The following is a 25,973-nucleotide window of genomic DNA, read 5'->3' as shown; positions in this document are numbered from 1 at the left end:
TCCCCTCAGCTGGTCGCGCGGCGCGAGACGACGGCGCGCGCGAGCGCGTTGATGACGAAGGTGATGACGAACAGCACGAGGCCCGTGAAGATCAGGCGGGACATGTCCACGCCCGCGGACTCGGCGCTGTGCGAGGCGATGTTGGCGGCGATCGTGTTGTGCCGCCCCACCTCGAGGATGTGCAGGGAGTAGGTCGCCCCCGGCGAGAGGATCATGAGCACCGCCATGGTCTCGCCGAGCGCACGTCCGAGCCCGAGCATCGAGGCCGACACGACCCCGGAGCGGCCGAAGGGCAGCACCACGGTCCGGATCGTCTCCCAGCGGGTCGCGCCGAGGGCGAGGGCCGCCTCCTCCTGCAGGCGCGGGGTCTGCAGGAACACCTCGCGCGAGACCGCCGTGATGATCGGCAGGATCATCACGGCCAGCACGATCGAGGCCGAGGCGAGGTTCTTCATCGGGGAGGAGACCTCGCCGCCGAACAGCGGGATCCAGCCGAGGTGCTCATTGAGCAGTCGGAAGAAGGGATCCAGCAGCGGCACGAGCCACTTGCCGCCCCACAGGCCGAAGACGACCGAGGGCACGGCGGCGAGCAGGTCGATCACGTAGCCGAGCACGGAGGCCAGGCGCCGCGGGGCGAAGTGCGAGATGAACAGGGCGATCCCGATCGACACCGGGACGGCCATGACGAGCGCCAGGAGGGCCGCGAAGACCGTGCCGAACAGCAGCGGCCCCGCGTAGGAGAGCAGGGAGACGGCGTCGGCGTCGCCCGTGAGCTCGCGCGACGCCCGGATCGCCGGGATCGACTGGACCACGAGGAAGATCGTGACCAGCGCGAGGGTCAGGAAGATCAGCAGGCCCGAGCCGACGCTCAGCGTCGAGAAGACGCTGTCCCCCGCGCGGCGGCCCCCGCGGCCTCTCAGGGCGGTCATCCGATCGCTCAGGCCTTGGCCTTGATCGTGTCGATCGAGGCCTGGGCGTCCGTGCGCAGCGCCTCGGACAGCGGCGCCGACCCGGCGGCCTCGGCGGCCTGCTGCTGGCCCTGCTCGGACACGACGTAGGTCGCGTAGGCCTTGACCAGGTCCGCCGTCCCCGCGTCCTTGTAGGTGTCGCACAGGATCATGTACGAGACGAGCACGAGCGGGTAGGCGCCGGACTCGGTCTGGGTGCGGTCGATCTGGATCGCGATGTCGGTGTCGGCCCGGCCCTCGGCGCGCGGCGAGTTCTCGACGGCCGCGGCGGCGCCCTCCTCGGAGGGGGCCACGTACTGGTCGCCGATCTTGAGCTTGGCGACGCCGAGGTTGCCGGCCTTGGAGGCGTCGGCGTAGCCGATCGTGCCGTCGCCGCCCTGCACGGTCGAGATGAGGCCCGAGGTGCCGTCGCCGGACTGGCCGCCGTCGGTCGGCCACTCCTCGATCGTGCCCGCGGTCCAGACGTCGCCCGCAGTCTGCGCGAGGTAGTCGGTGAAGTTGCCGGTGGTGCCGGACTTGTCGGAGCGGTGGACCGGCACGACGGGCTTGTCGGGGAGGCTCACGCCCGGGTTGTCGGCGGCGATCGCCGGGTCGTTCCAGGTGGTGATCTTTCCGGAGAAGATCCCGGCGAGCGTCGCGGGCGACAGCTGCAGGTCCTCGACGCCGTCGAGCTTGTAGACGACCGCGATCGGGGAGATGTAGATGGGCACGTCGAACGCGGTGCCCCCCTGGCACGCCGTCGAGGACTCCTGGATCTCCTCGGGCTTCATGGCGTCGTCGGAGCCGGCGAAGGCGGCGCCGCCGTTGAGGAACTGCTCGCGGCCCTTGCCCGAGCCGACGGCCGTGTAGGTGACGGTGGCGCCCGCGTTGAGGGCGCCGAAGTTCTGGGTCCATGCGGTCTGCGCGGCCTCCGCGGAGGAGGCGCCGGCACCCGAGATCTTGCCGGTCGCGTCGCCGGAGCCGCCCGCGTCGGAGGCGGCCGAGGCGGTGCCGACGGCCGTGCCGCCGGAGCCGCCGCAGGCGCTGAGGGCCAGGCCGCCTGTGAGGGCGAGGGCGGCGACGGCGGTGAGGCGGGAAAAGCGAACGTTCACTGCACATGTCCTTTGGGTCGGGGGTGTCGGCCCCTACGCTAGGAAAGACAGGTGACACGAGCCGACCGCTCGCGTGAACGCGCGATGAACGTGCGCGCACCACTCGGGGACGCCGCGCACGCCGCCCGTCGAGACGTGCGGGTCAGTACCCGGTGGACTGCGAGACGCCGATCCAGACGGTCAGGATCATGAACGCGAACCACGCGAGCTCGAGCACGAGGACGAGCAGGCCGAGGATCGACAGGATCAGACCGGCGACCGCGATGCCGCCGCCGGAGCGCCGGCCCTCGCGCGTCTCGCGCATCCCGACGGCCGCGCAGATGAGACCCGGGATCGACGTGATCCCCGCGCAGAGCGTCAGGGCCAGGATGCCCAGGACGAGGGAGGCGACCGCGGTGCCCGAGGTCGGGGGCGGCACGGGAGCGCTCGGATAGGGGTACGGGTACGCCGTCGGCACCGTGAGGGCCGACGGGCCCGAGGCCGCGGGCGGGGCCGCGTACGGGTCGTCCGGGCCGTAGGGGTCCGACGAGCCGTAGAGGTCGTAGGGGTCGGTCGGTCCGGTCATGAGGCACCTCTGACGGATCGGATCGGCGCTCAGCCGATGTCGGGCTGGTGACGCTCCACGGCGACGACGCGGCCGTCCTGGGTGGTGTGGAGCACGAGGGCCTCGCCCGCGGCGAGGTAGGGATCGGCGGTGGGCAGCTCGAGGGCCGCGTCGCGCGTCGCGTGCTCGCGGGCCACGTCGATCACCGTGGGCAGCACCGGCCGGTGGGTGCAGACGACGGCGGGGCGCGCCGAGCGCAGCACCCGGTCGACGACGGCCGCGGCGCGCGAGGGACGCTTCTCGTGGGCGGCCTCCGTGAGGGAGTCCTTGGTCTCGATCTCCATGCCGCCCTCGCGCGCGAAGGGCTCGACCGTCGCCTCGCAGCGCTTCCAGGGGCTCGTCACGACGCTCATGGGGGCGAAGGCGCCGATAAGCGGGGGCAGGGCCGCGGCCTGCTTCTTGCCCTTGGAGCTCAGCGGACGGGTGCCCTCGCCCTTGCGCCACTTCGAGCGCGAGAGCGCGGCCGCGTGGCGCTGGATGATGATCGGCTCGGTGCGCAGCGTGCCCGTCGCGGCCTGGCGGCGCAGGGCGTCGACCTGGAGATGGTCCATGCCGCGCGTGAGCACGGAGTCGGCGTCGTCGAGGGGGACCCAGCGCGCCTCGTCGATCTCGCGCCGGTTCTTGGGGCCCGGCCCGATGCGGGAGCGCACCGTGCCCACCCAGTAGTGGACCACCTTGGAGCGGCCGTCGGGCAGCGTGTAGATCGAGGCCGGCAGGGGGCGGTGCAGGCGCACCCGGTAGCCGGTCTCCTCGGCCACCTCGCGCACGGCGGCGCTGGGGAAGGTCTCACCGGGGTCCAGCTTGCCCTTGGGGATCGACCAGTCGTCGTAGCGCGGACGGTGCACGACGAGCACCTCGAGCCGCCCCTTCTTCTCGCGCCACACGAGCGCCCCCGCGGCGAGGATCGGCGCCACGAGGCCCTTGGTCCCGTTCTTGGCGGGCTTGACCTCCGTCTTGGGGCTCATGCGAGCCGCCTGCGGCGACGGCGCGAGGCGATCAGCTCGGCCTGGACGTCCCGCAGCGCCTCGCCCGAGGCGTCGACCCCGTGGCGGGTCCAGCGGCCCTCCGCGTCCAGGTGCCAGCTCTGCGTGGCGTCGTCCATCTCCAGGTCCATGAGTCCTCTCAGGTACTCGATCTGGTCGGGCGCCGCCAGCTCGACGAGCGCCTCGACCCGTCGGTCGAGGTTGCGGTGCATGAGGTCGGCGCTGCCGATCATGACCACGGGCGCTCCCCCGCCCTCGAACGCGAAGATCCGGGAGTGCTCGAGGAAGCGGCCGAGGACAGAGCGTACGCGGATGTTCTCGCTCAGGTCGGGCACGCCCGGGCGCAGCGCGCAGATGCCGCGCACCACGATGTCGACGGGGACGCCGGCGCGCGAGGCGCGGTAGAGGGCGTCGATGAGCTGCTCGTCGACCATGGAGTTGCACTTCAGGCGCACCCGGGCCGGACGCCCCGCCTGGTGGTGCTCGATCTCCTGCTCGATCAGCTCGACGAGGCCGCTGCGCACCGAGCGCGGCGCGACCAGCAGCCGGCCGAAGGTCGTGCGGGGCGCGTACCCCGAGAGCTGGTTGAACAGGCGCGTGAGGTCGGCGCCGACCTGCTCGTCGCACGTGAGCAGCCCGAGGTCCTCGTAGAGCCGCGCCGTCTTGGGGTGGTAGTTCCCGGTCCCGACATGGCAGTAGCGGCGCAGGCCGCCCTCCTCCTGGCGCACCACCATCGAGAGCTTGCAGTGGGTCTTGAGCCCGACGATGCCGTAGACGACGTGCACGCCCGCGTGCTCGAGCTTGCGGGCCCACGAGATGTTGTTCTGCTCGTCGAAGCGCGCCTTGATCTCGACGAGGGCGAGCACCTGCTTGCCGGCCTCGGCGGCGTCGATGAGGGCGTCGACGATCGGCGAGTCGCCCGAGGTGCGGTACAGGGTCTGCTTGATCGCGAGCACCTGCGGGTCCGCGGCGGCCTGCTCGAGGAAGGCCTGCACGGAGGTGGAGAAGGAGTCGTAGGGATGGTGCAGGAGGATGTCGCGCTTGCGGATGGCCGCGAACACGTCGGGCTGGGACGCGCTCTCGACCTCTTTGAGCTGGAGGTTGGTCGCGGGCACGAACGCGGGGTAGTGCAGGATCGGGGCGTCGAGGTCGGCGACCTCCGTGAGGCCGCGCAGGTCGAGCAGGCCGGGCAGCTCGAAGACCTCGGCGCCGGCGACCCCGAGCTCGCGCACGAGCCAGTCCCGCACCTCCGGCTCGATGTCCTCCTCGAGCTCGAGGCGCACGGGCGCGCCGAAGCGGCGCCGCAGCAGCTCCTTCTCGAGCGCGTGCAGGAGGTTCTCGGCGTCGTCCTCCTCGACCTCGAGGTCCTCGTTGCGGGTGACCCGGAACAGGTGGTGGTCGACGATCTCCATGCCGGGGAACAGCTGGTCGAGGTTCGCGGCGATCACGTCCTCGAGCCCGATGAAGCGGACCTGGGCGTCCTCGGCCGTCTCGGAGCCGTCCCCCGAGCGCACCTGCACGAAGCGCGACAGCGCGTCGGGCACCTTCACCCGGGCGAAGCGGATCTTGCCGTCGTCGCCCGCCCCCTCGGGGCGCATCTGGATCGCGAGGTTGAGGGCGAGCCCCGAGATGTATGGGAAGGGGTGGGCGGGGTCGACCGCGAGCGGCGTGAGCACCGGGAACACGTCGGCGACGAAGAAGTCGGTGAGCTGGGCCTGCTCGTCGGCGTCGAGCTCGCCCCAGTGCACGAGGCGCACGCCCGCGACCTCCTCGAGGGCGGGCCGCAGCTCGTCCTCGACGATGCGGGCCTGGCGCACCTGGAGCTCGTGGGCGCGGCGGCGCACGAGCTCGAGCACCTGACGCGGCGAGATCCCGGAGGGCCCGGTCACGGCGAGGCCGGTCTCGAGGCGCCGCTTGAGGCCCGCGACGCGCACCATGAAGAACTCGTCGAGGTTGGAGGAGAAGATCGCCGAGAACCGCACCCGTTCGAGGAGGGGCGTCATGGGGTCGGCCGACAGCTCCTGGACGCGCTCGTTGAAGGCGAGCCAGCTCAGCTCGCGCTCGAGGAAGCGGTCGGCGGGCAGCTCCTCGGCGAGCGGGCGCTCGCGGGCGCTGTCCCCACGGGTCAGGCCCGTGTCCCGGGCCCGGGAGGACCGGGCGCCCTCGGGGCGTCCGGCTCCCTCGGGCGCCGCCTGCTGGGGCGGGATCACGAGCGGGATGGGGCGCGTCGCGCTCACGGCGGCCTCGGCTCCCCCGGCCCCCGCGTCCTCCGCGCCGCCCTCGGCGGCGAACTGCACGTCGCGCGCGGCGACCGTGAAGCCCAGGCGCTCGTACAGGCGGCGGGCGTGCTCGTTGTCGCCCTCGACGTACAGCTCGAGGGTGCGCACGCCCTCGTCGCGCAGATGCGCCATGGCGCGCGCCATCAGGGTCGAGGCGAGCCCGAGGCCCTGCGCCTCGGGGGCGGTGCCGACCACGTAGATCTCGCCGACGTCGGAGCCCGTCTCGCGCTTGGTCCACACGAAGGCGAGCAGCTCGTCGCCGCGGCGGGCGACGTGGAAGCCGCGCGGGTCGAACCAGGGCTCGGCCATGCGCGCCTCGAGGTCGCGCCGGCTCAGGCGGCCCTGCTCGGGGTGGGCCGCGAACGCCCGGGCGTTGACCGCGACCCACGCGTCGGCGTCGTGGCGCGGCTCGAAGGTCGTGAGCTCGACGTCCTCGGGGGCGCCCGCCCCCTGGGCGATGTCGTCCTCGAGCGTGCGGCGCATCGTGAGCAGGGTCCGCACGGGGGCCAGGCCCGCCCCGCTCAGCAGCGCGAGGGCGCCGTCGAGAGCGCCGTGGGCCCACACGCGCGCCTCGGGGCGACGCTCGAGCACGGTGCGCAGCAGCGCGGCGCCGTGGCCGCGGCGCCGCTGGTCGGGGCGCACGGCTCCCTGCGCGGTGCCGTCGGGCAGCACCCCGGCGTACGCGGCGAGGCTGCGGTCGGTCGCGTAGACGAGCAGGTGCAGGACCCCGCGGCGACGGCGCGTGTCCCGCAGCTGCAGCCGACCGGCCTCGTCGACGGGCGCGACGCCGTCGTGCTCGGCGACCGCGTCGAGCAGCTCGGCGACGGCGCGGCCCTGCCCGGGCGTGAGCAGGTCCGTGCTGATCATCCTCGAGGGTCCTTCCGCAGGGAGCGGCCCGAGACGCACGGGGGCGATCGCGGGCGTGGGGCCGGGCCGGGCATCGGCGGGTGCCGGGGCCTCGTAGACTGCAACTGTAACGATGCGCACGGCAGCGTGTGCGGATCCCCGTCCGTGGACGGCAGCCGAGAGCACCGAGGGAGGCCCCATGACCCCGCCCGCGCGGGCACCCCTGGGGGCCGCCCTGGCCCTCCTCCTCGCCCTCGCCTCGCTGTGCGGCGGCGCCGCCTCCGCGATCGTCGCCGTGGTCGCCGTGGCCCTCGTGCTCCTGGTCGCCGCCGGCTGGCCGGTCCTGCTCGAGCTGCCCTCGGCCCTGGGCACCCGGATCGTGATGGCCACGACCGGTCTCGTGGGCGTGCTCGCGGCCCTCTCCCCGCCCGCCGCGCTGAGCCCGATGGCCTCGATCGCCTCGGTGTGCGCGCTCGGCGTCTTCGCCTCCTTCGTCCACCAGATGCTGCGTCGGCGCCGCAGCGAGCTCACCGCCTCCCTCACGGGCACGGTCGCGGGCGTCGTGCTCACGGGGCTCGTCGGCTGCTGGGTGCAGGCCGTCCGCGCCGTCGAGACCGACGGGGCCTCGCTCGCGGCCGTGACCGCGTGCGCCGTCGCGCTCGCGGCCGCTCTCGTGGTGCTCGAGGCGCCCCTTCCCGCACCCCTCGCCGCCGGCGGCGCCGTCGTGGTCGCGACCGCGGTGGCCCTGCTCGTGCTCGTGACCGGGCCCGGCGGGGCCTCGGCCCTGCTCGCGATCGCCGCGGGCGCCATGATCGGCGTCGCGGCCGCCGCGTCCCATCGCCTGCTCGCCTCGCTCCTGGTCGCGCGCGACCCGCTGCCCTCGCTCGCGGTCGCCGCGACGCCCGTCGCGACCGCGGGCGTGATCGTGCTGCTGGCCGCGCGGCTGCTCGGCTGAGGGCTCCCCTCGCCGCCGGGCGGCGGCCGCTAGGATCGAGGTCATGATCGCGATCTCGACCCTGTTCCTCGTCCTGTCCGCGCTCGTGGGCGTGGGCACCGCCGCCTTCGCCGTCCTGGTGATCGTCCGCCTGTTCTCGAGGGGCTGAGCATGCCCATCACGCTCGACGCGGATCTCGACCCGGCGCTCTACCCGCTCGCGTGGCTCCTGGGCACGTGGCGCGGCGAGGGGGCCGTGCAGCTGGCCGCCGAGGACGGCGCCGCGGACGGCCGGCGCATCGAGCAGGAGGTGGTCGCCGAGCCGACCGAGGACGGGGCCCTGGCCTGGTCGATGCGCACGTGGGTGCTCGACGCCCCGCCGCCCGTGCCCCCGACGGCCGCGTTCGCCGCGGACGAGGAGGACGACGAGAGCGAGGACGCCGAGCCGGAGACGGGCGAGGGGCAGCGCCGCCTGCTGATCGCCGAGAGCGGCTTCTGGCGGGTCGTCGGCCCCGTGCCCGGGCAGGATCTCGAGGCCGCCCGGGCGGCCAAGCCGGGCTCGCCCGAGGCCCTCGTCTCCTACGAGCTCGAGACGGTGCTCGCGAGCACGCAGGGCACCGTCGAGGTGTGCGTGGGCGAGGTGCGCGGGCCCCGCATCCAGCTCGCCACCGACCTGGTGGGGCGCACCGAGGGCGCCGTGGTCGCCCACGCGTCGTCGACCCGCATGTTCGGGCTCGTCGGCGGACGCCTCCTGTGGCTCGTCGAACGCGCGGGCGAGTCGTCGGAGTCGGCGCCCTTCATCTCCGCGGAGCTCGATCGTGTCTGAGGACGTGTCGCCCGCACCCGCCCACCGCCCGCTCCTGACCACCGACGCCGTCCACCTCCCCGGCCCCGACGAGGCCGTGCCCGCCCACTACGGCGCGATCCTGCGCGAGCAGCGGCGCCTGCTCGCGGGGCGCGCCGTCACCGATCTCGCGCAGCTCGAGGTCCTGCAGGTGAGCGGCGCCGACCACCGGTCCTGGCTGACGACCGTCACCTCCCAGGTGCTCGATCCCCTCGCCCCGGGCGACAGCGCGCAGCTCGCGGTGCTGAGCCCGCAGGGCCGCGTCGAGCACCTGGCCGCGGTCGCCGTCCCCGCCGACGGCTCGATCCTGCTCGTGACCGATCCCGGGACGCGCGCCGACCTGCGCCGCTATCTCGAGATGATGCGCTTCGCCGCCCGGGTCGAGCTGACCGACCGCGACGACCTGCGCGTGCTCGGCGCGCTGCGGCCCGCCGCCGAGGTGCTCGGCCCGCTCGGCCTCGACCTGCCCGAGCCGGTCGCGGTGTGGGCCGATCCGTGGCCGGCCGTCACGGCGGGCGGCGTCTCCTACGGCCCCGATCCCGAGGACCCCACCCCGTGGGTGCTCACGATCCTGCCTGCCGCGCCCCTCGCCGACCTGCCCTGGCGGCCCGAGCACCTGGCCGGCATGCTCGCGGCCGAGGCGCTGCGCGTCGCCGACCACCGGCCGCGCCTGGTCACGGAGGTCGACGAGCGCACGATCCCCCACGAGGTCGACCTGCTGCGCACCGCCGTGCACACCGCCAAGGGCTGCTACCGCGGCCAGGAGACCGTGGCCAAGGTCCTGAACCTCGGCCAGCCGCCGCGCCGCCTCGTGATGCTGCACCTCGACGGCTCCCAGGACGTCGGCGCGACCGCGGGCTCCCGCGTCCTGTTCGCCGGCAAGGACGTCGGGGCCGTGACCACGGCCGCGCTCCACGCCGACCTGGGCCCGATCGCGCTCGCGGTGGTGCGGCGCGGCGTGCCGCTCGACGCCCCGCTCACGGTCGACGTGCGCCTGGCCGGGGACGAGGAGCACGTGGTCGAGCTCGACGCGGCCCAGGAGCCGATCGTCGTGCCGCGCGACCACGGCTCCCGGCCGCCGACCGCGCGCCTGTGACCTGACACAATGGCGGACATGGACCACCCCGCACCTCCCGGCGCCGACCCGGGGCCGGGCCCCGCCGAGGACTGGACGGCCCGCCGCGCCGAGGTGATCCGCGCGCAGGAGGAGGCCCTCCACGCGGCCCGCCGCGACGAGCACGAGAAGGCGACCGCCCTCCTGCGCGAGGGCATCGCCGCGTTCCGCGCCGCCGGCATCGACCCGGTGCCGCTGCGGGCACGCACCGATCGCGGCGCCAGCGTGCGCACCTCGCTCACGGGCTGGTACCTCAAGAAGGACCGCTCGATCGCCGTGGACACCGAGGCCCGCTACTACGTGATGCGGGTCGCGGGCGGTCTCGCGGCGCGCTTCCGCGGCGAGGACCCCGAGCCCACCGAGGCGCCGCTCGTGGTCGGCCGCGGCGCCCGCGACGGCGAGACCTTCGACCTGCCCGAGCTGCTCGAGATGCGCCTGCGGGACCCGGTGATCCCATGACGCCCCCGCTCCCGGCGAGCCGCACCGGCTCGCACATCGCCGACCCATCCGCCTTCGAGCGGGCCCGCCGCGCGACGGGGGCACGCCTGCGCACGGGCCTCAAGCGCTCGGGCTCGGCGACGTTCTCGATCGCACGGGTCGCCGCGTCGGCCGCGATCGCCTACGGCATCTCCCACCTCCTGTGGGGCCACCAGTTCCCGTTCTTCTCGGCGGTCGCGGCGTACGTCGTCGTCGGCTTCACGGTCGAGAAGAAGATGCGCAAGATGTTCGAGATGTCGGCCGGGGTGCTGCTGGGCGTGCTGCTCGGCGAGGTCGCCCGGGTCACGATCGGCGGCGGGGTCTGGCAGATCGGCGTCATGATCTTCGTGGCGGCGATGCTCGCGCGCTTCATCGACTCCGGGGTCATGTTCGCGATGCAGTGCGGGATCCAGTCGATGCTCGTGTTGGTCATGCCGGCCACCCCCAGCATGACCCCCGGCTCGCGCTTCCTCGACGCCGTCACGGGAGTCACGGTCGCGATCGTCATCTACCTGCTGTTCTCGGGCGATCCGCGGCGCCCGCAGCGCCGCGCGGCCGAGCGCTTCTACCTCGAGCTCGACGACACCCTCGTCTCCCTCGCGGTCGCGGCCCGCACCGGCTCCGAGGAGGTCGCCACGGCCGGCCTGCGCAGCCTGCGCAGCAACTCCCAGAAGCTCACCGACCAGTGGGACCTGGCCAACGACGCGGCCAACGAGATGGCGACCTTCTCCCCCACCGGCGCCCGCCACGCCCGCTCGGTCGAGCGCCTGCGCAAGCTGCTCGTCGGCTCGGACCGCGCCATGCGCAACGCGCGCGTGATCGCCCGGCGCGAGGCCGAGTTCCTCCACGCGGTCGACGGCGACCCCCACAGCTCCCTCGCCGACGCGCTCGTCGCGGCCCACGACGCGGTCACCGCGATCCGCGACGCGATCGCGACCGACGACGCCGACTTCACCGCCTCACGCCGCGCGCTGCGGATCTTCTGCTCCTACCTCACGCCCGAGATCCTGCTGACCAACGACAACGGCACCCGGCCGGGCCGGGCCGGGCACTTCGAGGGGGTCACGCTCGTGATCCAGCTGCGAGCGCTCGCGACCGACCTGCTCGAGGCCACCGGGCTCACCCACGACCAGGCCGGGCGCTTCCTGCCGAGCCTGCTCATCACGGGCGACGGCGACACCATCGGCCCTCGCCCGCAGACCCGCGAGATGTCGGCCGTCGAGCCGCCCGCGACGACCGAGGCGCTCGAGCTGCTCATCACCGACCGCTCGGATCCCGACCGACGCCGCTAGCGCCGGTAGCATCGAGGCATGCTCCTCATCGCCGAGTTCCAGTTCTGGGTGTTCCGCGCCCTCCTGCTCGCGCTCGTCGCGATCGAGGTGTGGGCGCTCGTCAACGCGCTGCGCTACCGCCCCGGCGCCTACACCGCCGCCTCCAAGCGCACCAAGACCTTCTGGTCGCTCATGGCGGGCGGCGCGGTGCTCCTGGGCCTGCTCGCGCTCGCCGGGTACTCGTCCTACCTGCTGGGCATCATCGGCATCGTGATGGCAGGCGTCTTCCTCGCCGACGTGCTGCCCGCGCTGCGCGCCGTCATGCTGCGCGCCCAGGGCAACAGCCGCTGACGCACGACGCCCGCCCCGCGAGCGCGGGACGGGCGTCGAGGGACGGTGTGTCGATCAGGCGGTCGCGGAGGTGCCCGCCGAGCGGAGGCTCTCACACGCCTCGACGACGCGCGCGGCCATGCCGGCCTCGGCCTTCTTGCCCCACGCGCGCGGGTCGTACATCTTCTTGTTGCCGACCTCGCCGTCGATCTTGAGCACGCCCTCGTAGTTCTCGAACATGTGCCCGACGACAGGACGCGTGAAGGCGTACTGGGTGTCGGTGTCGACGTTCATCTTGATGACGCCGTTGTCGACGGCCTCGCGGATCTCCTCGAGGGTCGAGCCCGAGCCGCCGTGCATGACCAGGTCGAACGGCATGTCCTTGCCGTACTTCTCGCCCACGGCCTTCTGGATGTCCAGCAGGATCGACGGGGTGAGCTTGACGTTGCCCGGCTTGTACACGCCGTGCACGTTGCCGAAGGTGAGCGCCGTCGTGTAGCGGCCGTTCTCGCCCAGGCCGAGCTTCGCGGCGGTCTTGAGGCCGTCCTCGGGGGTCGAGAAGAGCTTGGACTCGTCGACGTCGGCCGAGTAGCCGTCCTCCTCGCCGCCCACGACGCCGACCTCGATCTCGAGGATCTTCTTGGCCTCGGCGGTCTTGGCGAGCAGGCGCTCGGCGATCTCGAGGTTCTCGTCGACCGGCACGGCCGAGCCGTCCCACATGTGGGACTGGAACAGCGGGTCGAGGCCCTTCTTGACGCGGTTCTCGAGGTCCCACTCGATGAGCGGCTCGACCCACGTCGGGAGGTTCTCCTTGGCGCAGTGGTCGGTGTGCAGGGCGACCGTGACCGGGTAGTTCTTGGCCACGGCGTGCACGAACTCGGCGAGGGCCAGCGAGCCCGCGACGCGGTCCTTGATGGTCGAGCCCGAGAGGTACTCGGCGCCGCCGACGGACACCTGGATGATGCCGTCGCTGCCGGCCTCGGTGAAGCCCTGCAGCGCGGCGATGGCCGTCTGCGAGCTCGATACGTTGATCGCGGGGTAGGCGAACTTGTTCGCCTTCGCGCGATCGATCATCTCGGCGTACTTCTCCGGGGTTGCGATGGGCATGGCAGCTCCTCACGGGTCGTGGGCGTTCGTCCGGGCGCGTGGAGCACCCGGTGCCCCGATCCTCTCACGGAAGCGGCGGGAGAGGCCCAGGACGTTCGGGACGTGAGGAGCCGGGCCGCGCATGCTGGAGCATCCACATGTGCATCGCGATCGCGGCGGCCGCCGCGACGTTGAGGGAGCGCGTCGAGCCGTACTGGGTGATCGCGAGGGTGCGCGTGCAGACCGCGAGGGCCTCGGGGCTCAGCCCGGGGCCCTCCTGGCCGAACACGAGGACGGCGCGCTCGGGCAGCGCGGCGTGCTCGAGCGGCTCGGCGCCGGGCGGGTTGTCGATCGCGATCAGCTCCCGGTGCTCCGCGCGGGCCCACGCGGCGAGATCGGCCATGGACGCGTGGTGCAGCTCGTGCTGGTAGCGGTCGGTGACCATCGCCCCGCGCCGGTTCCAGCGCCGGCGGCCGACGATGTGGAAGGCGCCGACCGCGAAGGCGTTGGCGGTGCGCACGATCGAGCCGATGTTGCGGTCGTCCTCGACGTTCTCGATCGCGATGTGCAGGGCGTGGCGCGTGCGGTCGAGGTCGGCCACGATCGCCTCGCGCCGCCAGTAGCGGTAGCGGTCCTCGACGTTGCGGGCGTCGCCGTGGGCGAGCAGCTCGGGGTCCAGGCGCTCGTCGCGCGGCCACGGGCGCGCATGCGGGCCGACCCCGACCGCGCGCTCGCTCACCGCTCGTCCTGCTCGGAGCGGACGCGGTCGTCGGGGTCGGGCAGCCCCTCGGCGCGGCGCCGCCGGTCGCGCCGCACGAGGCGCACCACCCACACCACGACGACCAGCACGATCAGGGCGTAGATGACGTTGGAGACGACCTCGGTGTAGGGCTCGATGACATGCCAGTTCTCCCCGAGCGCGTAGCCGAGGCCGACGAACAGGGCGTTCCACAGAGCGCTGCCCGCGGTGGTCAGGAGCACGAAGCGCGGCAGCGGCATGCGGTAGATGCCCGCGGGGATCGACACGAGCGAGCGCACCCCCGGCACCATGCGCCCGAAGAACACGCCCGCGCTCCCGTAGCGGTCCATCCAGCGCACGCTCGCGTCGAAGTCCTCGACGCTCACGAGCGGCAGGCGGATCACGAGGCGACGCAGCCGCTCGGCGCCGAGCGCGCGCCCGAGGGAGTACAGGATGAGGGCGCCGATCACCGAGCCCAGCACGGACCAGGCGAACATGCCCGGCAGCGAGTGGTGGGCGCTCGCGGCGTTGACGCCCGCGAGCGGGAGGATCACCTCGGAGGGGATCGGCGGGAACACGCTCTCGAGCGCGATCAGGAACGCCACGCCGGGACCGCCGAAGCGATCGATCGTGGCGACGGCCCACTCGACGATGTTCATGGGCTGGACCTCCTGGTGCGGGTGCCGGACGGGGTACGGGCATCGGGGCGCTCCGCAGGGTACGGGGGCTTCCTGCGTCCTCCATGAGCGTCTATTCTTCGCCCATGACCTTCAACCCCGACACCGAGATCCGCTCCGGGAACGTGTCCCGTGCGGGCGGCCCGCGCGGCGGGGGCGGACGCGGCCTCGCGATCGGCGGCGGGGGCGGCGGATGCCTGCTGCTCGTGATCGTGCTCGTGTGGGCCGTCGCGGGCGGCGACGTCGGCGACCTGCTGGGCGGCACGGCGACCACCTCCCAGGGCCAGGACACGAGCCTCGCCGAGCAGTGCCGCACGGGGGCGGACGCCAACGCCGACGACGACTGCCTGGTTCAGGCGACCGTCGAGTCCGCCGACGCGGTGTGGGCCGCGCTCGCGACCGAGGCCCAGATCCGCTTCGTCGAGCCCCAGGCCCTCCTCTTCACCGACCGGGTCTCGACCGGCTGCGGCGCCGCGACCTCGGCGGTCGGCCCCTTCTACTGCCCGGCCGACCGCACGATCTACATCGACACGAGCTTCTACGGGGAGCTCACGTCGCGCTTCGGCGCCGACGGCGGCCAGCTCGCCAAGGAGTACGTCGTGGCCCACGAGTACGGCCACCACATCCAGGAGCTCCAGGGCACGATGGACCGGATCGACCCGCGGGCCACCGGGCCCGCCTCGGACTCGGTGCGCCTCGAGCTGCAGGCCGACTGCTACGCGGGCGTGTGGGCGAACCACGCGTCGAGCGCGACGGACGACGACGGAGTGGCCATGCTCGAGCCGCTGTCCTCGGACGACATCGACTCGGCCCTCTCGGCTGCGAGCGCCGTGGGGGACGACCACATCCAGCACGACGTCTCGGGCGGCCCGGTGACCCCCGAGACCTGGACGCACGGCTCGTCCGAGCAGCGCCGCGCCTGGTTCACGACCGGCTACGGCAGCGGGGACCCGCGATCGTGCGACACCTTCGACGTCGAGCAGCCGTGAGTCAGACGTCGAGCTCGGTCACGTCGAAGGCGTGGAGGTAGCGGTAACCGGCGGCCTCGATGGCCTCCCGGGCGCCCGTGCCGCGGTCCATGATGACCGCGACGGCGCGGATGTCGGCGCCCTCGGCGGCGATCGCCTCGCACGCGGTGAGCACGCTGCCGCCCGTGGTCGAGGTGTCCTCGACCGCGACCACCGTCCGGCCCGCGATGCCGGGCCCCTCGATGCGGCGCTGGAGGCCGTGGGCCTTGTTGGCCTTGCGCACGACGAACGCGTCGAGGTCGGCGGCGCCGTCGTCGGCCGCGGCCGCGGCCGCGTGCAGCATCGCGCCGGCGACGGGGTCGGCGCCGAGGGTGAGACCGCCGACGGCCTCGACGCCGTCGAGCACCCCGGCGGACCGCAGCAGGTCGAGCATGACCCGGCCCACGAGCGGGGCCGCCTCGTGGTGCAGGGTGATCCGGCGCAGGTCGACGTAGTAGTCGGCCTCGGCGCCCGAGGAGAGCGTCACCTTCCCGCGCACGACGGCGAGGGAGTCGATGAGCTCGAGCAGGCGGGTCCGATCGGCGGCGCGGTCGGCATCGGTGCGGGGGGTGGCGGCAGCAGTCATGGCGCCAGGGTACCGGCGGCCCGGGCGGGGGCCGCGCGGCCGCTCACTCGTCGTCGTCGCGCTGCCATGGGGCGCGCAGCCGGCGGCGGGAGGCGCGGCGACGGGCCTGCTCGAGGCGTCGCTCGGCGATGCGGCGCCGCAGCCGGGTCGCGGCGAGATGCCGGATGAGGAGGTGCCGGGCCTCCCGGCTGGGACCGGCGGGCAGGCGGTGCTTCATCGACGGGATCGACAGCACGACGCCGCGCGCCGTGTCCTGGAGCGCCCGCTCGACCACGTACGGCGCCTTGAGCCAGGTCACGCGCGGGAGCCCCTCGACGTTGACGGCGGCGCCGTCGTGGGTCTCGGTGTGCACGAAGCCCGGCAGCAGGGCCGTGGCCGTCACGCCGGTGCCCTTGAGCTCGTGCGCGAGGGACTCCGTGAACACGGTGACCCAGCTCTTGGCGGCGGCATAGGGCCCGCTCACGGTGTACCCGGCGAGCGAGGAGACGTTGAGGATCGCGCCGCGGCGGCGCTGCAGCATCGCCCCGGCCGCAGCGTGCGAGAGCACGAGCACGGCCCGCATGAGCGCGTCGAGCTGACGCTCGTGGTCCTCGACGGGGACCTCGAGGAAGGTGCCTCGCAGACCGTAGCCGGCGTTGTTGACGAGCAGGGAGACAGGCTCGACCGGGTCCGTGAGGCGCACCGCGACCTTATCGAGCAGGCGCCGGTCCGTGACGTCGGCCGCGATCACCTCGATGTCGACGTCGTGCACGTGGCGGATCTGCTCGGCGACCGCGCGCAGACGGTCCTCGTCGCGCGCGACGAGCACGAGGTCGTGGCCGGTGCCGGCGAGCTGCCAGGCGAACTCGAGGCCCAGTCCGCTCGTGGACCCCGTGACCAGCGCTCGTGCCATGGGCCGATGATAGGTTCTCGCGGCCCGCAGGACGGGATGCGACCCTGACATAGGCTCGCCCCGTGTCCCTCCCCGAGCCGTCTCCCGCGCCGCGCGTCGGCGTGCTCGGCCCCGTCGTGCTGCGGCCGGGCGACGCGGGCGGCCCGCTCGCCCGGGCGCTCGTCGCGGCTCTCGCGCTGGGTGCGGGCCGGCCCGGGACCCTGCGCGGGGTGGACGCCCTCGCCGACGACGTCTGGGGAGAGGACCTGCCGCGCAACCCGCGCGGCGCCCTGCAGACCCTCGTCTCGCGGCTGCGGAGCGCAGGCGGCGCCGACCTCGTCGTGAGCGGCCCCGCGGGCTACGCGCTCGGAGCGGCCGGCGACGAGGTCGACCTCACGGCCGCCCGAGGGCTGCTCGCGCGCGCCGAGGCGCGCACGCCCGCGGACCCGGCCCGGCTCGACCTGACCGGCCGGGCGCTCGCGCTGTGGCGCGGCGAGGTCGGAGCGGACCTCGGCGGGGCGCCCGTGGCGGCCCGGCTCGCCGAGGTCGCGGAGACCGTGCGCTCCGGGCTGCTCGCCGTGCGCGCCGAGGCGCTGCTCGCGCAGTCGCGGGCGGGCGAGGCCGTGAGCCTGCTCGAGGACTGCGTCGCACGCCACCCGCTCGACGAGCCCGTCCATCGCGCGCTCATGACGGCGCTCGTCGAGGACGGGCGCCGCGCCGAGGCGCTCGCGGTGTGCGCGCGGCTGCGCGGACGGCTGCGCGACGAGCTCGGCGTCTCGCCCGAGCCCGAGACCGAGGCCCTCAACACGAGCCTGCTGAGGGCGGAGCCCGCGGGGCCGCGCCTCCGGATCGGGCTGCGGGCGGCCCCCCACGAGCTGATCGGGCGCGCCGACGACCTCGCGGCCGTCGCCGGGCTGCTCGCGCGCTCGCGCCTGGTGACCGTGCTCGGCGCGGGCGGCCTGGGCAAGACCCGGCTCGCCCAGGCGGTCGCCGCCGCGTCGTCCGCCCCCGCCGTGATCGTCGTCGAGCTCGCCTCGGTGCGCGCCGACGAGGACGTGACCGCCGCGATCGCCACCGTGCTCGGCCTCTCCGAGACGGTCCCGGGCAGGAGCCTGTCCGACGCGCGCGCCAAGGTCGAGCTGCGCGACCTGCTGCTCGACGCCCTCGCCGAGCGCCCCGCCCTGCTCCTGCTCGACAACTGCGAGCAGATCGTCGACGGCGTCGCCCGCTGGAGCGCGGAGGCGCTCGCGGCGGTGCCGTCGCTGCGCCTGCTGACCACGAGCCGCACCCCGCTGAGCGTGGCCGGCGAGGTCGTGCATCCGCTCGGGCCGCTCACGACCGGCGGGGCGGAGGCCGACGGTCCCGCCGTGCGCCTGTTCGGCGAGCGCGCCCGGGCCGTGCGCCCGCAGGCGGAGCTGCCGCGCGAGGTGGTGGCACGTCTGTGCGCGCGCCTGGACGGCCTCCCGCTCGCGATCGAGCTGGCCGCCGCACGCGTGCGCACGATGTCGGTCGAGGAGATCGACACGCACCTGGGCGATCGCTTCGCCCTGCTGCGCAGCGCCGACCGCGCCGCCCCGCCGCGCCACCGCACCCTCGAGGCGGTGATCGCGTGGAGCTGGGACCTGGTCGACCCGGTCGCCCGCGAGGCCCTGGCCCGCCTGGCCGTGCTGCCGGCGGGCTTCGGCGCGCGCACCGCGGCCCACCTGATCGGCCGCGGGGAGCTCGAGGCCGAGGACGTGCTCGACCGCCTCGTGGCGCAGTCCCTCCTGGTCGTCTCCGAGCAGGGGCGCGCGGGCGTGCGGTTCCGGATGCTCGAGACGGTGCGCGAGTTCGCGCTCGCGCGCCTGGGCGAGGACGTCGGCGCCGCCTGGACGGCGGCCCGGGGCTGGGCGGTCTCCTTCGCGAGGACCCATGACGCCTTCCCGCTCGGCCCGGCGTCCTTCCACGCCGTGCGCGCCGAGCACGACAACCTCGTGGCGGTGCTGCGCCGCGCGCTCGACGACGGGGCGGAGGCGGACGCCGTCGCGGTGTACGCCCTGCTGTGCCGCGAATGGGTCGTGCGCGGCGGGTTCACGGAGATGATGACGCTCGCCCCGCGGGCGCTCGCGGCGAGCTCCCGGCCGTCCTCGGCCGCGGCCCCGCCCGCGGCGCGGGCCCTCGTGCTGCTGCTCGGCATCGCCCTCGCCAAGGCCTTCGCCGACGCCGAGGACGCCCGGCACGGCCCCGAGGAGCTCGCGGGGCTCGAGCTCACGGCGCTCGGCGCCGACCTGGCCGACCGCTCCCGCGCGGCCCGCGAGCTGCTCGACGCCGGCACGCCGCTCGACCCGGAGCTGCGCACCCTGCTCGAGATCGTGCTCGAGGCCGACGACGTCGCCGGGGTGCGGGCCGTGCTCGAGCGGGTCTGCCACGGCGGCGGCGCCCACGGCACCCTGCTGGCCTCGCTGCTGCTCGCCCAGCTCGCCGAGAACACGGGCGACCTGGCGGCCGCCCGCGAGGTCGCCCGGCGCACCGCGCTCGTGGCCGAGGCCGCCGACCAGCTGTGGATCGCGGGCATGGCGACCGCGACGCTCGCCCATCTGGCCTCGGAGTCCGCCCAGCCGGAGGCGACGCTGGACCACCTCGACCGCTTCCGCGAGCTCCTCGCCCCCTTCGACCAGGGCGAGGAGAACGGCGACCAGACCTGGCTGCGCGCATGCAGCCTGCTCGCTCTCGGCCGCACCGACGAGGCGACGGGGCTGCTCGAGGCCCTCGTCGAGCGGGCCACCTCCTCCCACCTCGACGACCAGGACCGCGAGCTCGCCTTCCTCGGCCACCTGGGGCTCGCCGAGGCCGCGTGGGCGGACGGCGACCTGCCGCGCGCCCGCGAGCGCTTCGAGACGGCCCTGCGCTCGGCCGCCGACACGGACGGCCGGTCGCTGCCGTGGCACCTGACCGCGATCGCCGCCTTCGTCGCGGCCGCCGCGGCCACCGAGGGGCTCGTCCCCGAGGAGGCCGTCGCGCCCTGGGTGCGCCGCATGCGCCACCGCTCCGTCGCCTATGTGCGCACACGCACCGAGGACGTCGACCTGCCCGTGCTCGGCACGGCCCTGCTGGGCTGGGGCGCGTGGCTGCTGCGCGACGAGGCCGCGGAGCCGGAGGCGGGCGCCCGCGCGATCGCGCTCGCCGAGGCGATGGGCGCCCGCCAGGACCTCCTGAGCCTGCATCTGGCGCCGTGGCGGGAGGTCGCCGCCCGGCGCCTGGGCGCCGCGGCCGTCGAGGGCCTGCGCCAGGAGGCGCAGGCCCTCCCCCGCGACGAGGCCGTGCGCCGCGCGCTCTACGCCTTGCGCATGTAGGCGCGCACGGTGAGCGGGGCGAACACCGCGACCACGACCGCCGCGCCGAGCAGCGACAGCCACGCGTCGCCCCCGAAGGTCGCGCTGTTAGCGAGCTCGCGGATCGCGCTGACCAGGTGCGAGATCGGGTTGATCGTCGCGAAGACGCGCAGCGCCGTGGGCAGGGTGTCGACCGGCACGTAGGCGTTGGACAGGAACGTCAGCGGGAACAGGACGAGCATCGAGATGCCCTGCACGCTCGAGGCGGTGCGGGCCACGACGCCGAAGAACGCGAAGATCCAGCTGATGGCCCACGAGCACGCGATCACGAGCACGCCCGCGAGGACCACGCTGCCCAGGCCGCCCGCGGGGTGGTAGCCCATGGCGTAGCCCATCGCGAAGGTGAGGGTGGTGGCGATCGCGTAGCGCACGGTGTCCGCGAGCAGGGCGCCGGACAGCGGCGCGATGCGTGCGATCGGCAGGGACCGGAAGCGGTTGAACACGCCCTTGTCCATGTCCTCGCGCAGCTGGGTGCCGGTCACGACCGAGGTCGTGATGACCGTCTGCACGACGATCCCGGGGATCAGCTGGGGCAGGTAGTCCTGGACGTCCCCGGCGATCGCGCCGCCGAAGATGTACGCGAACATGAGCGTGAAGATGATGGGCTGCACGGTCACGTCGATCAGCTGCTCCGGGGTGCGCCAAATCTTGACGAGACCGCGGTAGGCCATCGTGAGGGTGTGGGAGAGGGTCTGCGCGAGGCTCGTGCGGTTGCGCAGGTCGCGTTCGGCGGCCGGCACGATGCGGGCCGTGGGGGCGAGGGTGCTCATGCGGGCACCTCCTGCTTCTGCTCGGGGGCGGTGGCGCTCTGATCGGTCGCGTCGTGGCCGGTGATGGTGAGGAAGACCTCGTCGAGCGACGGCTTCTGGACGCTCATCTCCGCGAGGTGCACGCCGGCGTCCCGCAGGGTGATGAGCAGCTCGGCGACCCGGTCGGCGTCGGCCATGGGGGCGGTCAGGCGCGAGGCCTCGGGGCTCAGGGCCGCCCGCACGCCGAGCACCTGCTCGACGGCCCGCAGCGCGAGGGCGGTGTCGGCGGGATCCTCGACGCGCAGCTGCAGCGAGGAGGTGCCGACGGACGCCTTGAGCTCGTCGGCCGTGCCCTCGGCCACGACCCGGCCGCGGTCGATCACGGCGATGCGGTCGGCGAGCTGGTCGGCCTCGTCGAGGTACTGGGTGGTCAGCACGACCGTCGAGCCGCTCGCGACGAGCTCGCGGATCGTGTCCCACATCTGGCCGCGCGTGCGGGGGTCGAGCCCCGTGGTGGGCTCGTCGAGGAAGATGAGCGGCGGCTGGGCGATGAGGCTCGCCGCGAGGTCGAGGCGACGGCGCATGCCGCCGGAGAACTTCTTGAGGGGCCGCCGGGCCGCCTCGCTCAGGCCGAACCGCTCGAGCAGCTCGGTGGCCTTGGCGTGGGCTGCGGGACGCGACAGTCCCAGCAGACGGCCGAAGATCACGAGGTTCTCGGTGGCCGAGAGGGTCTCGTCGACCGAGGCGAACTGCCCGGTGACGCCGATCAGCTGGCGCACGACCTGCGCCGAGCGCACGACGTCGTGGCCGAAGATGCGGGCGCTGCCGCCGTCGGGCCGCAGCAGGGTGGTGAGCATGTTGATGGTGGTGGTCTTGCCGGCGCCGTTGGGCCCGAGGACCCCGTAGACGGTGCCGGAGGCGACGCGCAGGTCGACGCCGTCGACCGCGCGGTTCGTGCCGAAGGTCTTGACGAGTCCCTCGGCCTCGACGGCCCAGTCGGCCGTCGGATCGGTGTGCAGTGCTGTCATGCCTCCGAGCGTGCCCGGGAGCGCTGGCAGGTCGCTGTCGCGGCGCTGTCGGCCGCTGTCAGCGGGCGTCGCGTGCCGCGGGCACCACGAGCGGGGTGCCGGTCGCGGGGTCCTCCACGACGAGGCAGGGCAGGCCGAAGACCTCCTCGACGAGCTCGGCGGTGACGATCTCGCGCGGAGCCCCCTCGGCGACCACGCGTCCCTGCTTCATGGCGATCAGGTGCGTCGCGTACCGGGCGGCGTGGTTGAGGTCGTGCAGCACGGCGACCAGGGTGCTGCCGGCGTCGTGCAGATCGGCGAAGAGGTCCAGCAGCTCGATCTGATGGGCGATGTCGAGGAACGTGGTCGGCTCGTCGAGCAGCAGGAGCGGGGTCTGCTGGGCGAGGGCCATGGCCACCCAGACGCGCTGGCGCTGGCCGCCCGAGAGTTCGTCGACCTGGCGTCGCCCGAGGTCCGCGACGTGCGTCTGGGCCATGGCCGCCTCGACGGCCTCGCGGTCCCGCTCGCTCCACTGCCGGATCAGGCCCTGATGCGGGTAGCGGCCGCGTCCGACGAGGTCGGCCACGGTGATGCCCTCGGGCGCGATCGAGCTCTGCGGCAGGAGCCCGACGATGCGCGCCGCCTCCTTCGCGCGATAGGTCGAGATCGCCCGCCCGTCGAGCACGATGGAGCCCGCGTCCGGCGACAGCAGGCGCGACAGCGCGCGCAGCAGGGTCGACTTGCCGCACGCGTTGGGGCCGACGATCACGGTGAAGGACCCATCGGGGATGTCCACCGAGAGCGCCTCGGAGATCACGCGCTGCTGATAGGCGAGGGTCACCCCGTCGGCGCGCAGCCGTGCGGACGCGGCCGCGGTCTCGTCACCGGTGTTCATGCTTGCCTCCTGGATCGAAGTCATCAGGGCCTGCGCGCCTCCCGGATCAGCAGGGCGATCAGATAGACGCCGCCGATCACGACCGTGATCACGCCGACGGGCACCGCGCCGGGGATGACGTGCTGGGCGATCTGATCGGCCGCGAGCAGCAGCAGCGCTCCCATGAGGGCCGAGGCGCCGATCGGGATGCCGGCGCCGTGGCACAGGCGGCGGGCGAGCTGCGGGGCCGCGAGGGCGACGAACGCGATGGGGCCGGTCTCGGCCGTGACGAGGGCGATCAGGGCCACGCCCACGACGAGCACCCCGAGGCGCGTGCGCTCGACGGCGGTGCCGTGCGCGCGTGCCGTGTCGTCGCCCAGCTCGAGCTGGCGCAGCGGGCCGGCCAGCAGGGCCGTCGCCGCCGCGAGCACGGCCAGGGGGATCAGCGCGGAGACGACCTCGTGCCAGCCGACCTCGCCGAGGGAGCCCGCTCCCCAGATCGAGGCGGCCATCGCGACCTCGGTCTGCGCCTTGAGGAGCAGGAAGGTGTTGAGCCCCGAGAGCATCGCGGTCACGCCGATGCCCACGACGATGAGCCGGAAGCCCTGCACCCCGCCGCGCCACGCGAGCACGTAGACGACGAACGCGGTGGCGAGGCCGCCGATGAGGGCGCCCGCCGAGACCGAGAGCACGCCGGTGCCGAGCACCGTGATCGTGATGATGGCGCCCGTGTAGGCGCCCGTCGAGAAGCCGATGATGTCGGGCGAGCCGAGCGGGTTGCGCGTGAGGGTCTGGAACAGCGCTCCCGAGGTCCCGAGCGCCGCGCCGAACACGATGGCCGCGAGCACGCGGGGGGCGCGCCACTGGGTGACGACGCGGGTGTCGAAGCCCTGGTCGCTCACGATCGCCGCGATCACCTGCCGGGGCGTGAGCGGGTAGTCGCCGAGGCCCAGGGCCAGCAGGGCCAGCACGGCGACCAGGACGACGAGCACGATCGCCGTGACGAGGGGGCGCCGGGAGGCGCGCAGCGGGGCGCTCACAGCCCGCTCGCCCGCTGGCGGCGCACGAGCGCGATCAGCACGGGGGCGCCGAGGAACGCCGTCACGATGCCCACCTGCAGCTCGCCGGGGCGCAGCACAATGCGCCCGACCACGTCGGCGGCCAGCAGCAGGATCGGGGCCAGCAGCGCCGAGTAGACGATGATCCAGCGCTGGTCGGGTCCCGTGATCCAGCGCGCCACGTGCGGGATCATGAGACCGACGAACGCGATGGGTCCGGCCATGGCGGTCGCGCCCCCGGCCAGCAGGGTGATCGCGATCATCGCCAGGGTGCGCACGAGCAGGACGCTCGCCCCCATGGCGCGGGCCAGGTCGTCGCCGAGGGCCACCGCGTTGAGCGGCCGCCCCAGGCCCAGCGCCAGCAGGGCGCCGATCAAGAGGAAGGGCCAGACGGCCGCGATGACGTCCCATCCGCGGTCGACGAGCGATCCCGCCTCCCACGCCCGCATCGCGTTGAAGCCCTTCGGGTCGGCCAGCAGCATGGCGGTCGTGATGCCCGAGAGCACCGCCGCGAGCGCGACGCCCGCGAGCGTGATCTGGGCGGGGTTGACCGAGCCGCGGCCGGCCGAGCCGATCACGTACACCGCCACCGTCGTCACGAGCGCGCCGGCGAAGGCGAACCACACGTACCCGAGCGGCTGGGAGATGCCGAGCACGCCGACCGCGATCGCCACCGCGAAGGCGGAGCCCGCGTTGACCCCGAGGATCCCGGGGTCGGCGAGCGGGTTGCGCGTGACGGCCTGGATGAGCGCCCCGGCGATGCCGAGCGCCGCCCCGACCAGGAGGCCCATCACCGTGCGGGGCAGGCGGATCGACGTGACCACGGAGGCGCCGTCGCCCGTGGCGGTCCCGGTCAGGGCGTCCCACACCGTGCTCAGCGCCACCTCGCGGGAACCGACGGCGAGGCTCAGGGCCACGACGGCGGCCAGGGCCACGAGCACCGGGACGAGCCCGAGCGCACGGGCGGGGGCCGCGCGGAACAGGCCTCTGCGCCGCTCGCGCCCGGCCGGGGCGGGGCGGGCTCCGCGTACGTCGACAGTCATAGCGATTCAGCTTAGGCTGCCCTTAGAGCCGCTCGGACGTCGTCTCGACGTTCGACGCGCCACACGTCTCCGGCGTCGTGCCCGCCGGTGCACGACGGACCAGAAAGGCATCTCCTTGAAGCTCACCCGCAGGGCATTCGCCGCCGCCGCCATGACCGTCCTCATCCCGACCGGCTGTGCCGCCCAGTCCGGAGGCGGCTCCGGCGGGAGCGACGGCTCCGGTGCGAGCGACGGGTCCGCCGCCGCCGGCGACCAGTCCTTCCCCCAGACCGTCACGACGGCCTTCGGCGACGTGACGGTCGACGCCAAGCCCTCCCGCGTCGTCGCCCTCGGCTGGGGCGACGCCGAGACGGCGCTCGCGCTCGGCGTCCAGCCGGTCGGCGCCTCGGACTGGCTCGGCTTCGGCGGCGAGGGCGTCGGCCCCTGGGCCCAGGGCCTCTACACGTCCCCGCCGACGATCATCGACACGCTCGAGCCGTCGTACGAGGCGATCGCCGCGCTCAAGCCGGATCTGATCCTCGACGTCAAGAGCTCGGGCGACAAGGACCGCTACGAGAAGCTGTCGGAGATCGCGACCACGATCGGCGTGCCCGAGGGCGGCGAGAGCTACCTCACGACGACCAACGCGCAGATGACCATGATCTCGACCGCCCTGGGCATGCCCGACAAGGGCGCCGAGCTGCTCGACGAGGTCAACTCCGCCTTCGAGGCGGCCGCCTCGGCCCACCCCGAGTGGAAGGGTAAGACCGTCACCGCGGCCACCAAGACGAGCGAGGGCTGGGGCGCCTACATCGAGGGGGGCGGCCGGGTCGACACGCTCAGCAAGTTCGGCTTCGTGCAGAACCCGCAGATCGCCGCGCTCCCCGTCTCCAGCAGCGGGTTCTCGGTCGACGTCTCGAGCGAGCAGCTGGATCTGTTCGACGCCGACCTGATCGTCGCGTTCCCGATCTACATCGAGACCACCGCGATCACCGACGATCCCCAGTGGAAGCAGCTGTCCACGGTGCAGGCGGGGCACGCGGTCGTGATCGACGGCGATCTCTCCTCCGCGTTCTCGACGGAGACCACGCTCTCGTCGAAGTACACGATCGAGGGGCTCGTGCCGCTGCTCGAGAAGGCGGTGCCGGCATCCTGAGCGGCCGCACCGGGGAGCGGGCGGCGGACG

Annotated in this window: 24 protein-coding genes and 1 pseudogene; 9 read left to right on the top strand and 16 right to left on the bottom strand. The window is 74.0% G+C overall.

Annotation, left to right across the window (positions count from 1 at the left end; genetic code table 11):
- Positions 1 to 5 precede the first annotated feature (5 nt).
- The 6 genes and pseudogenes from pstC to mshD form a co-directional block, all read right to left on the bottom strand.
- Complete coding sequence (gene pstC, locus BRM3_RS06205; protein WP_263595211.1) at positions 6 to 929, bottom strand: phosphate ABC transporter permease subunit PstC; 924 nt, start codon at positions 927 to 929, stop codon at positions 6 to 8.
- 8 nt (positions 930 to 937) lie between these two features.
- On the bottom strand, positions 938 to 2,059 hold the full coding sequence (gene pstS, locus BRM3_RS06200) for a phosphate ABC transporter substrate-binding protein PstS (RefSeq protein ID WP_263595210.1): 1,122 nt from the start codon (positions 2,057 to 2,059) through the stop codon (positions 938 to 940).
- A 142-nt stretch (positions 2,060 to 2,201) separates the two neighbouring features.
- Positions 2,202 to 2,624 carry a DUF4190 domain-containing protein gene (locus BRM3_RS06195; protein WP_263595209.1) on the bottom strand — a complete coding sequence of 141 codons (423 nt, stop codon included), beginning with the start codon at positions 2,622 to 2,624 and terminating at the stop codon, positions 2,202 to 2,204.
- 29 nt (positions 2,625 to 2,653) lie between these two features.
- The gene (locus BRM3_RS06190; RefSeq protein WP_263595208.1) at positions 2,654 to 3,628 is read right to left on the bottom strand and encodes an NUDIX hydrolase; all 975 of its coding nucleotides are present in this window, start codon (positions 3,626 to 3,628) and stop codon (positions 2,654 to 2,656) included.
- The gene (locus BRM3_RS06185; RefSeq protein WP_396127036.1) at positions 3,625 to 5,775 is read right to left on the bottom strand and encodes an RNA degradosome polyphosphate kinase; all 2,151 of its coding nucleotides are present in this window, start codon (positions 5,773 to 5,775) and stop codon (positions 3,625 to 3,627) included. The genes BRM3_RS06190 and BRM3_RS06185 overlap by 4 nt, the downstream gene beginning before the upstream one ends.
- Before the next feature lie 222 nt (positions 5,776 to 5,997).
- A pseudogene (mshD, locus tag BRM3_RS15120) lies at positions 5,998 to 6,792 on the bottom strand (mycothiol synthase); the annotation flags it as partial.
- 178 nt (positions 6,793 to 6,970) lie between these two features.
- Between mshD and BRM3_RS06180 the strand changes: the two are divergent.
- From BRM3_RS06180 to BRM3_RS06155, 6 genes are all read left to right on the top strand, one after another.
- A complete protein-coding gene (locus BRM3_RS06180; protein ID WP_263595206.1) occupies positions 6,971 to 7,726 on the top strand; it encodes a hypothetical protein in 756 nt (251 codons plus the stop codon).
- A 150-nt stretch (positions 7,727 to 7,876) separates the two neighbouring features.
- Complete coding sequence (locus tag BRM3_RS06175; protein ID WP_263595205.1) at positions 7,877 to 8,530, top strand: FABP family protein; 654 nt, start codon at positions 7,877 to 7,879, stop codon at positions 8,528 to 8,530.
- Positions 8,523 to 9,644, top strand: a complete 1,122-nt coding sequence (gene ygfZ, locus BRM3_RS06170; RefSeq protein WP_263595204.1) for a CAF17-like 4Fe-4S cluster assembly/insertion protein YgfZ — start codon at positions 8,523 to 8,525, stop codon at positions 9,642 to 9,644. The genes BRM3_RS06175 and ygfZ overlap by 8 nt, the downstream gene beginning before the upstream one ends.
- An 18-nt stretch (positions 9,645 to 9,662) precedes the next feature.
- Positions 9,663 to 10,121: a hypothetical protein gene (locus tag BRM3_RS06165; RefSeq protein WP_263595203.1), complete on the top strand. Its 459-nt coding sequence runs from the start codon at positions 9,663 to 9,665 to the stop codon at positions 10,119 to 10,121.
- Positions 10,118 to 11,431 (top strand): FUSC family protein, encoded by a 1,314-nt coding sequence (locus BRM3_RS06160; protein WP_263595202.1) that lies wholly within the window; start codon positions 10,118 to 10,120, stop codon positions 11,429 to 11,431. The genes BRM3_RS06165 and BRM3_RS06160 overlap by 4 nt, the downstream gene beginning before the upstream one ends.
- A gap of 18 nt (positions 11,432 to 11,449) precedes the next feature.
- Complete coding sequence (locus tag BRM3_RS06155; RefSeq protein ID WP_263595201.1) at positions 11,450 to 11,761, top strand: DUF2516 family protein; 312 nt, start codon at positions 11,450 to 11,452, stop codon at positions 11,759 to 11,761.
- Between the two features lie 54 nt (positions 11,762 to 11,815).
- On the opposite strand, the gene fbaA is transcribed toward BRM3_RS06155, so the two are convergent.
- The 3 genes from fbaA to BRM3_RS06140 form a co-directional block, all read right to left on the bottom strand.
- Positions 11,816 to 12,847: a class II fructose-bisphosphate aldolase gene (fbaA, locus tag BRM3_RS06150; RefSeq protein WP_263595200.1), complete on the bottom strand. Its 1,032-nt coding sequence runs from the start codon at positions 12,845 to 12,847 to the stop codon at positions 11,816 to 11,818.
- 64 nt (positions 12,848 to 12,911) lie between these two features.
- Complete coding sequence (locus BRM3_RS06145) at positions 12,912 to 13,565, bottom strand: TrmH family RNA methyltransferase (protein WP_263595199.1); 654 nt, start codon at positions 13,563 to 13,565, stop codon at positions 12,912 to 12,914.
- The gene (locus tag BRM3_RS06140; RefSeq protein ID WP_263595198.1) at positions 13,562 to 14,224 is read right to left on the bottom strand and encodes a DedA family protein; all 663 of its coding nucleotides are present in this window, start codon (positions 14,222 to 14,224) and stop codon (positions 13,562 to 13,564) included. Before BRM3_RS06140 ends, BRM3_RS06145 begins: the two co-directional genes overlap by 4 nt.
- Positions 14,225 to 14,328: 104 nt before the next feature.
- On the opposite strand from BRM3_RS06140, the gene ypfJ reads away from it, so the two are divergent.
- Positions 14,329 to 15,231 (top strand): KPN_02809 family neutral zinc metallopeptidase, encoded by a 903-nt coding sequence (ypfJ, locus tag BRM3_RS06135; RefSeq protein WP_263595197.1) that lies wholly within the window; start codon positions 14,329 to 14,331, stop codon positions 15,229 to 15,231.
- Position 15,232: 1 nt separating this feature from the next.
- Here the strand turns inward: ypfJ and BRM3_RS06130 are convergent, their stop codons facing one another.
- Both BRM3_RS06130 and BRM3_RS06125 read right to left on the bottom strand, forming a co-directional pair.
- Positions 15,233 to 15,835, bottom strand: a complete 603-nt coding sequence (locus tag BRM3_RS06130; RefSeq protein WP_263595196.1) for an orotate phosphoribosyltransferase — start codon at positions 15,833 to 15,835, stop codon at positions 15,233 to 15,235.
- Between the two features lie 43 nt (positions 15,836 to 15,878).
- Entirely contained in the window at positions 15,879 to 16,727 is an 849-nt protein-coding gene (locus BRM3_RS06125; RefSeq protein WP_263595195.1) for an SDR family NAD(P)-dependent oxidoreductase, read from the bottom strand.
- 62 nt (positions 16,728 to 16,789) lie between these two features.
- Between BRM3_RS06125 and BRM3_RS06120 the strand changes: the two genes are divergently transcribed.
- Positions 16,790 to 20,038 (top strand): ATP-binding protein, encoded by a 3,249-nt coding sequence (locus BRM3_RS06120; RefSeq protein ID WP_263595194.1) that lies wholly within the window; start codon positions 16,790 to 16,792, stop codon positions 20,036 to 20,038.
- Here BRM3_RS06120 and BRM3_RS06115 read toward each other — a convergent pair.
- Genes BRM3_RS06115 through BRM3_RS06095 form a run of 5 tightly spaced genes read right to left on the bottom strand, consistent with a single transcriptional unit; the run spans position 20,020 to position 24,814 of the window.
- The gene (locus BRM3_RS06115) at positions 20,020 to 20,847 is read right to left on the bottom strand and encodes an ABC transporter permease (RefSeq protein WP_263595193.1); all 828 of its coding nucleotides are present in this window, start codon (positions 20,845 to 20,847) and stop codon (positions 20,020 to 20,022) included. The two genes, BRM3_RS06120 and BRM3_RS06115, sit on opposite strands and share 19 nt — an antisense overlap.
- Positions 20,844 to 21,854: an ATP-binding cassette domain-containing protein gene (locus BRM3_RS06110; RefSeq protein ID WP_263595192.1), complete on the bottom strand. Its 1,011-nt coding sequence runs from the start codon at positions 21,852 to 21,854 to the stop codon at positions 20,844 to 20,846. The genes BRM3_RS06115 and BRM3_RS06110 overlap by 4 nt, the downstream gene beginning before the upstream one ends.
- A gap of 58 nt (positions 21,855 to 21,912) precedes the next feature.
- On the bottom strand, positions 21,913 to 22,728 hold the full coding sequence (locus tag BRM3_RS06105) for an ABC transporter ATP-binding protein (RefSeq protein WP_263595191.1): 816 nt from the start codon (positions 22,726 to 22,728) through the stop codon (positions 21,913 to 21,915).
- 23 nt (positions 22,729 to 22,751) lie between these two features.
- Entirely contained in the window at positions 22,752 to 23,747 is a 996-nt protein-coding gene (locus BRM3_RS06100) for a FecCD family ABC transporter permease (protein ID WP_263595190.1), read from the bottom strand.
- Entirely contained in the window at positions 23,744 to 24,814 is a 1,071-nt protein-coding gene (locus BRM3_RS06095; protein ID WP_263595408.1) for a FecCD family ABC transporter permease, read from the bottom strand. The genes BRM3_RS06100 and BRM3_RS06095 overlap by 4 nt, the downstream gene beginning before the upstream one ends.
- A gap of 109 nt (positions 24,815 to 24,923) precedes the next feature.
- Between BRM3_RS06095 and BRM3_RS06090 the strand changes: the two genes are divergently transcribed.
- The gene (locus BRM3_RS06090; RefSeq protein ID WP_263595189.1) at positions 24,924 to 25,943 is read left to right on the top strand and encodes an iron-siderophore ABC transporter substrate-binding protein; all 1,020 of its coding nucleotides are present in this window, start codon (positions 24,924 to 24,926) and stop codon (positions 25,941 to 25,943) included.
- The last annotated feature ends 30 nt before the right edge of the window (positions 25,944 to 25,973 follow it).

It is taken from the genome of Brachybacterium huguangmaarense (assembly GCF_025725725.1).
GTDB lineage: Bacteria > Actinomycetota > Actinomycetes > Actinomycetales > Dermabacteraceae > Brachybacterium > Brachybacterium huguangmaarense.
This window is presented reverse-complemented; position numbering and strand designations above follow the sequence as displayed.

Bases quoted from the DNA above. Each gene is read 5' to 3' on its own strand.
- pstC (WP_263595211.1), bottom strand. From the start codon at position 929: ATGACCGCCCTGAGAGGCCGCGGGGGCCGCCGCGCGGGGGACAGCGTC.
- BRM3_RS06195 (WP_263595209.1), bottom strand. From the start codon at position 2,624: ATGACCGGACCGACCGACCCCTACGACCTCTACGGCTCGTCGGACCCC.
- BRM3_RS06190 (WP_263595208.1), bottom strand. From the start codon at position 3,628: ATGAGCCCCAAGACGGAGGTCAAGCCCGCCAAGAACGGGACCAAGGGC.
- BRM3_RS06180 (WP_263595206.1), top strand. From the start codon at position 6,971: ATGACCCCGCCCGCGCGGGCACCCCTGGGGGCCGCCCTGGCCCTCCTC.
- BRM3_RS06175 (WP_263595205.1), top strand. From the start codon at position 7,877: ATGCCCATCACGCTCGACGCGGATCTCGACCCGGCGCTCTACCCGCTC.
- BRM3_RS06165 (WP_263595203.1), top strand. From the start codon at position 9,663: ATGGACCACCCCGCACCTCCCGGCGCCGACCCGGGGCCGGGCCCCGCC.
- BRM3_RS06160 (WP_263595202.1), top strand. From the start codon at position 10,118: ATGACGCCCCCGCTCCCGGCGAGCCGCACCGGCTCGCACATCGCCGAC.
- BRM3_RS06155 (WP_263595201.1), top strand. From the start codon at position 11,450: ATGCTCCTCATCGCCGAGTTCCAGTTCTGGGTGTTCCGCGCCCTCCTG.
- fbaA (WP_263595200.1), bottom strand. From the start codon at position 12,847: ATGCCCATCGCAACCCCGGAGAAGTACGCCGAGATGATCGATCGCGCG.
- BRM3_RS06140 (WP_263595198.1), bottom strand. From the start codon at position 14,224: ATGAACATCGTCGAGTGGGCCGTCGCCACGATCGATCGCTTCGGCGGT.
- ypfJ (WP_263595197.1), top strand. From the start codon at position 14,329: ATGACCTTCAACCCCGACACCGAGATCCGCTCCGGGAACGTGTCCCGT.
- BRM3_RS06130 (WP_263595196.1), bottom strand. From the start codon at position 15,835: ATGACTGCTGCCGCCACCCCCCGCACCGATGCCGACCGCGCCGCCGAT.
- BRM3_RS06125 (WP_263595195.1), bottom strand. From the start codon at position 16,727: ATGGCACGAGCGCTGGTCACGGGGTCCACGAGCGGACTGGGCCTCGAG.
- BRM3_RS06115 (WP_263595193.1), bottom strand. From the start codon at position 20,847: ATGAGCACCCTCGCCCCCACGGCCCGCATCGTGCCGGCCGCCGAACGC.
- BRM3_RS06110 (WP_263595192.1), bottom strand. From the start codon at position 21,854: ATGACAGCACTGCACACCGATCCGACGGCCGACTGGGCCGTCGAGGCC.
- BRM3_RS06105 (WP_263595191.1), bottom strand. From the start codon at position 22,728: ATGAACACCGGTGACGAGACCGCGGCCGCGTCCGCACGGCTGCGCGCC.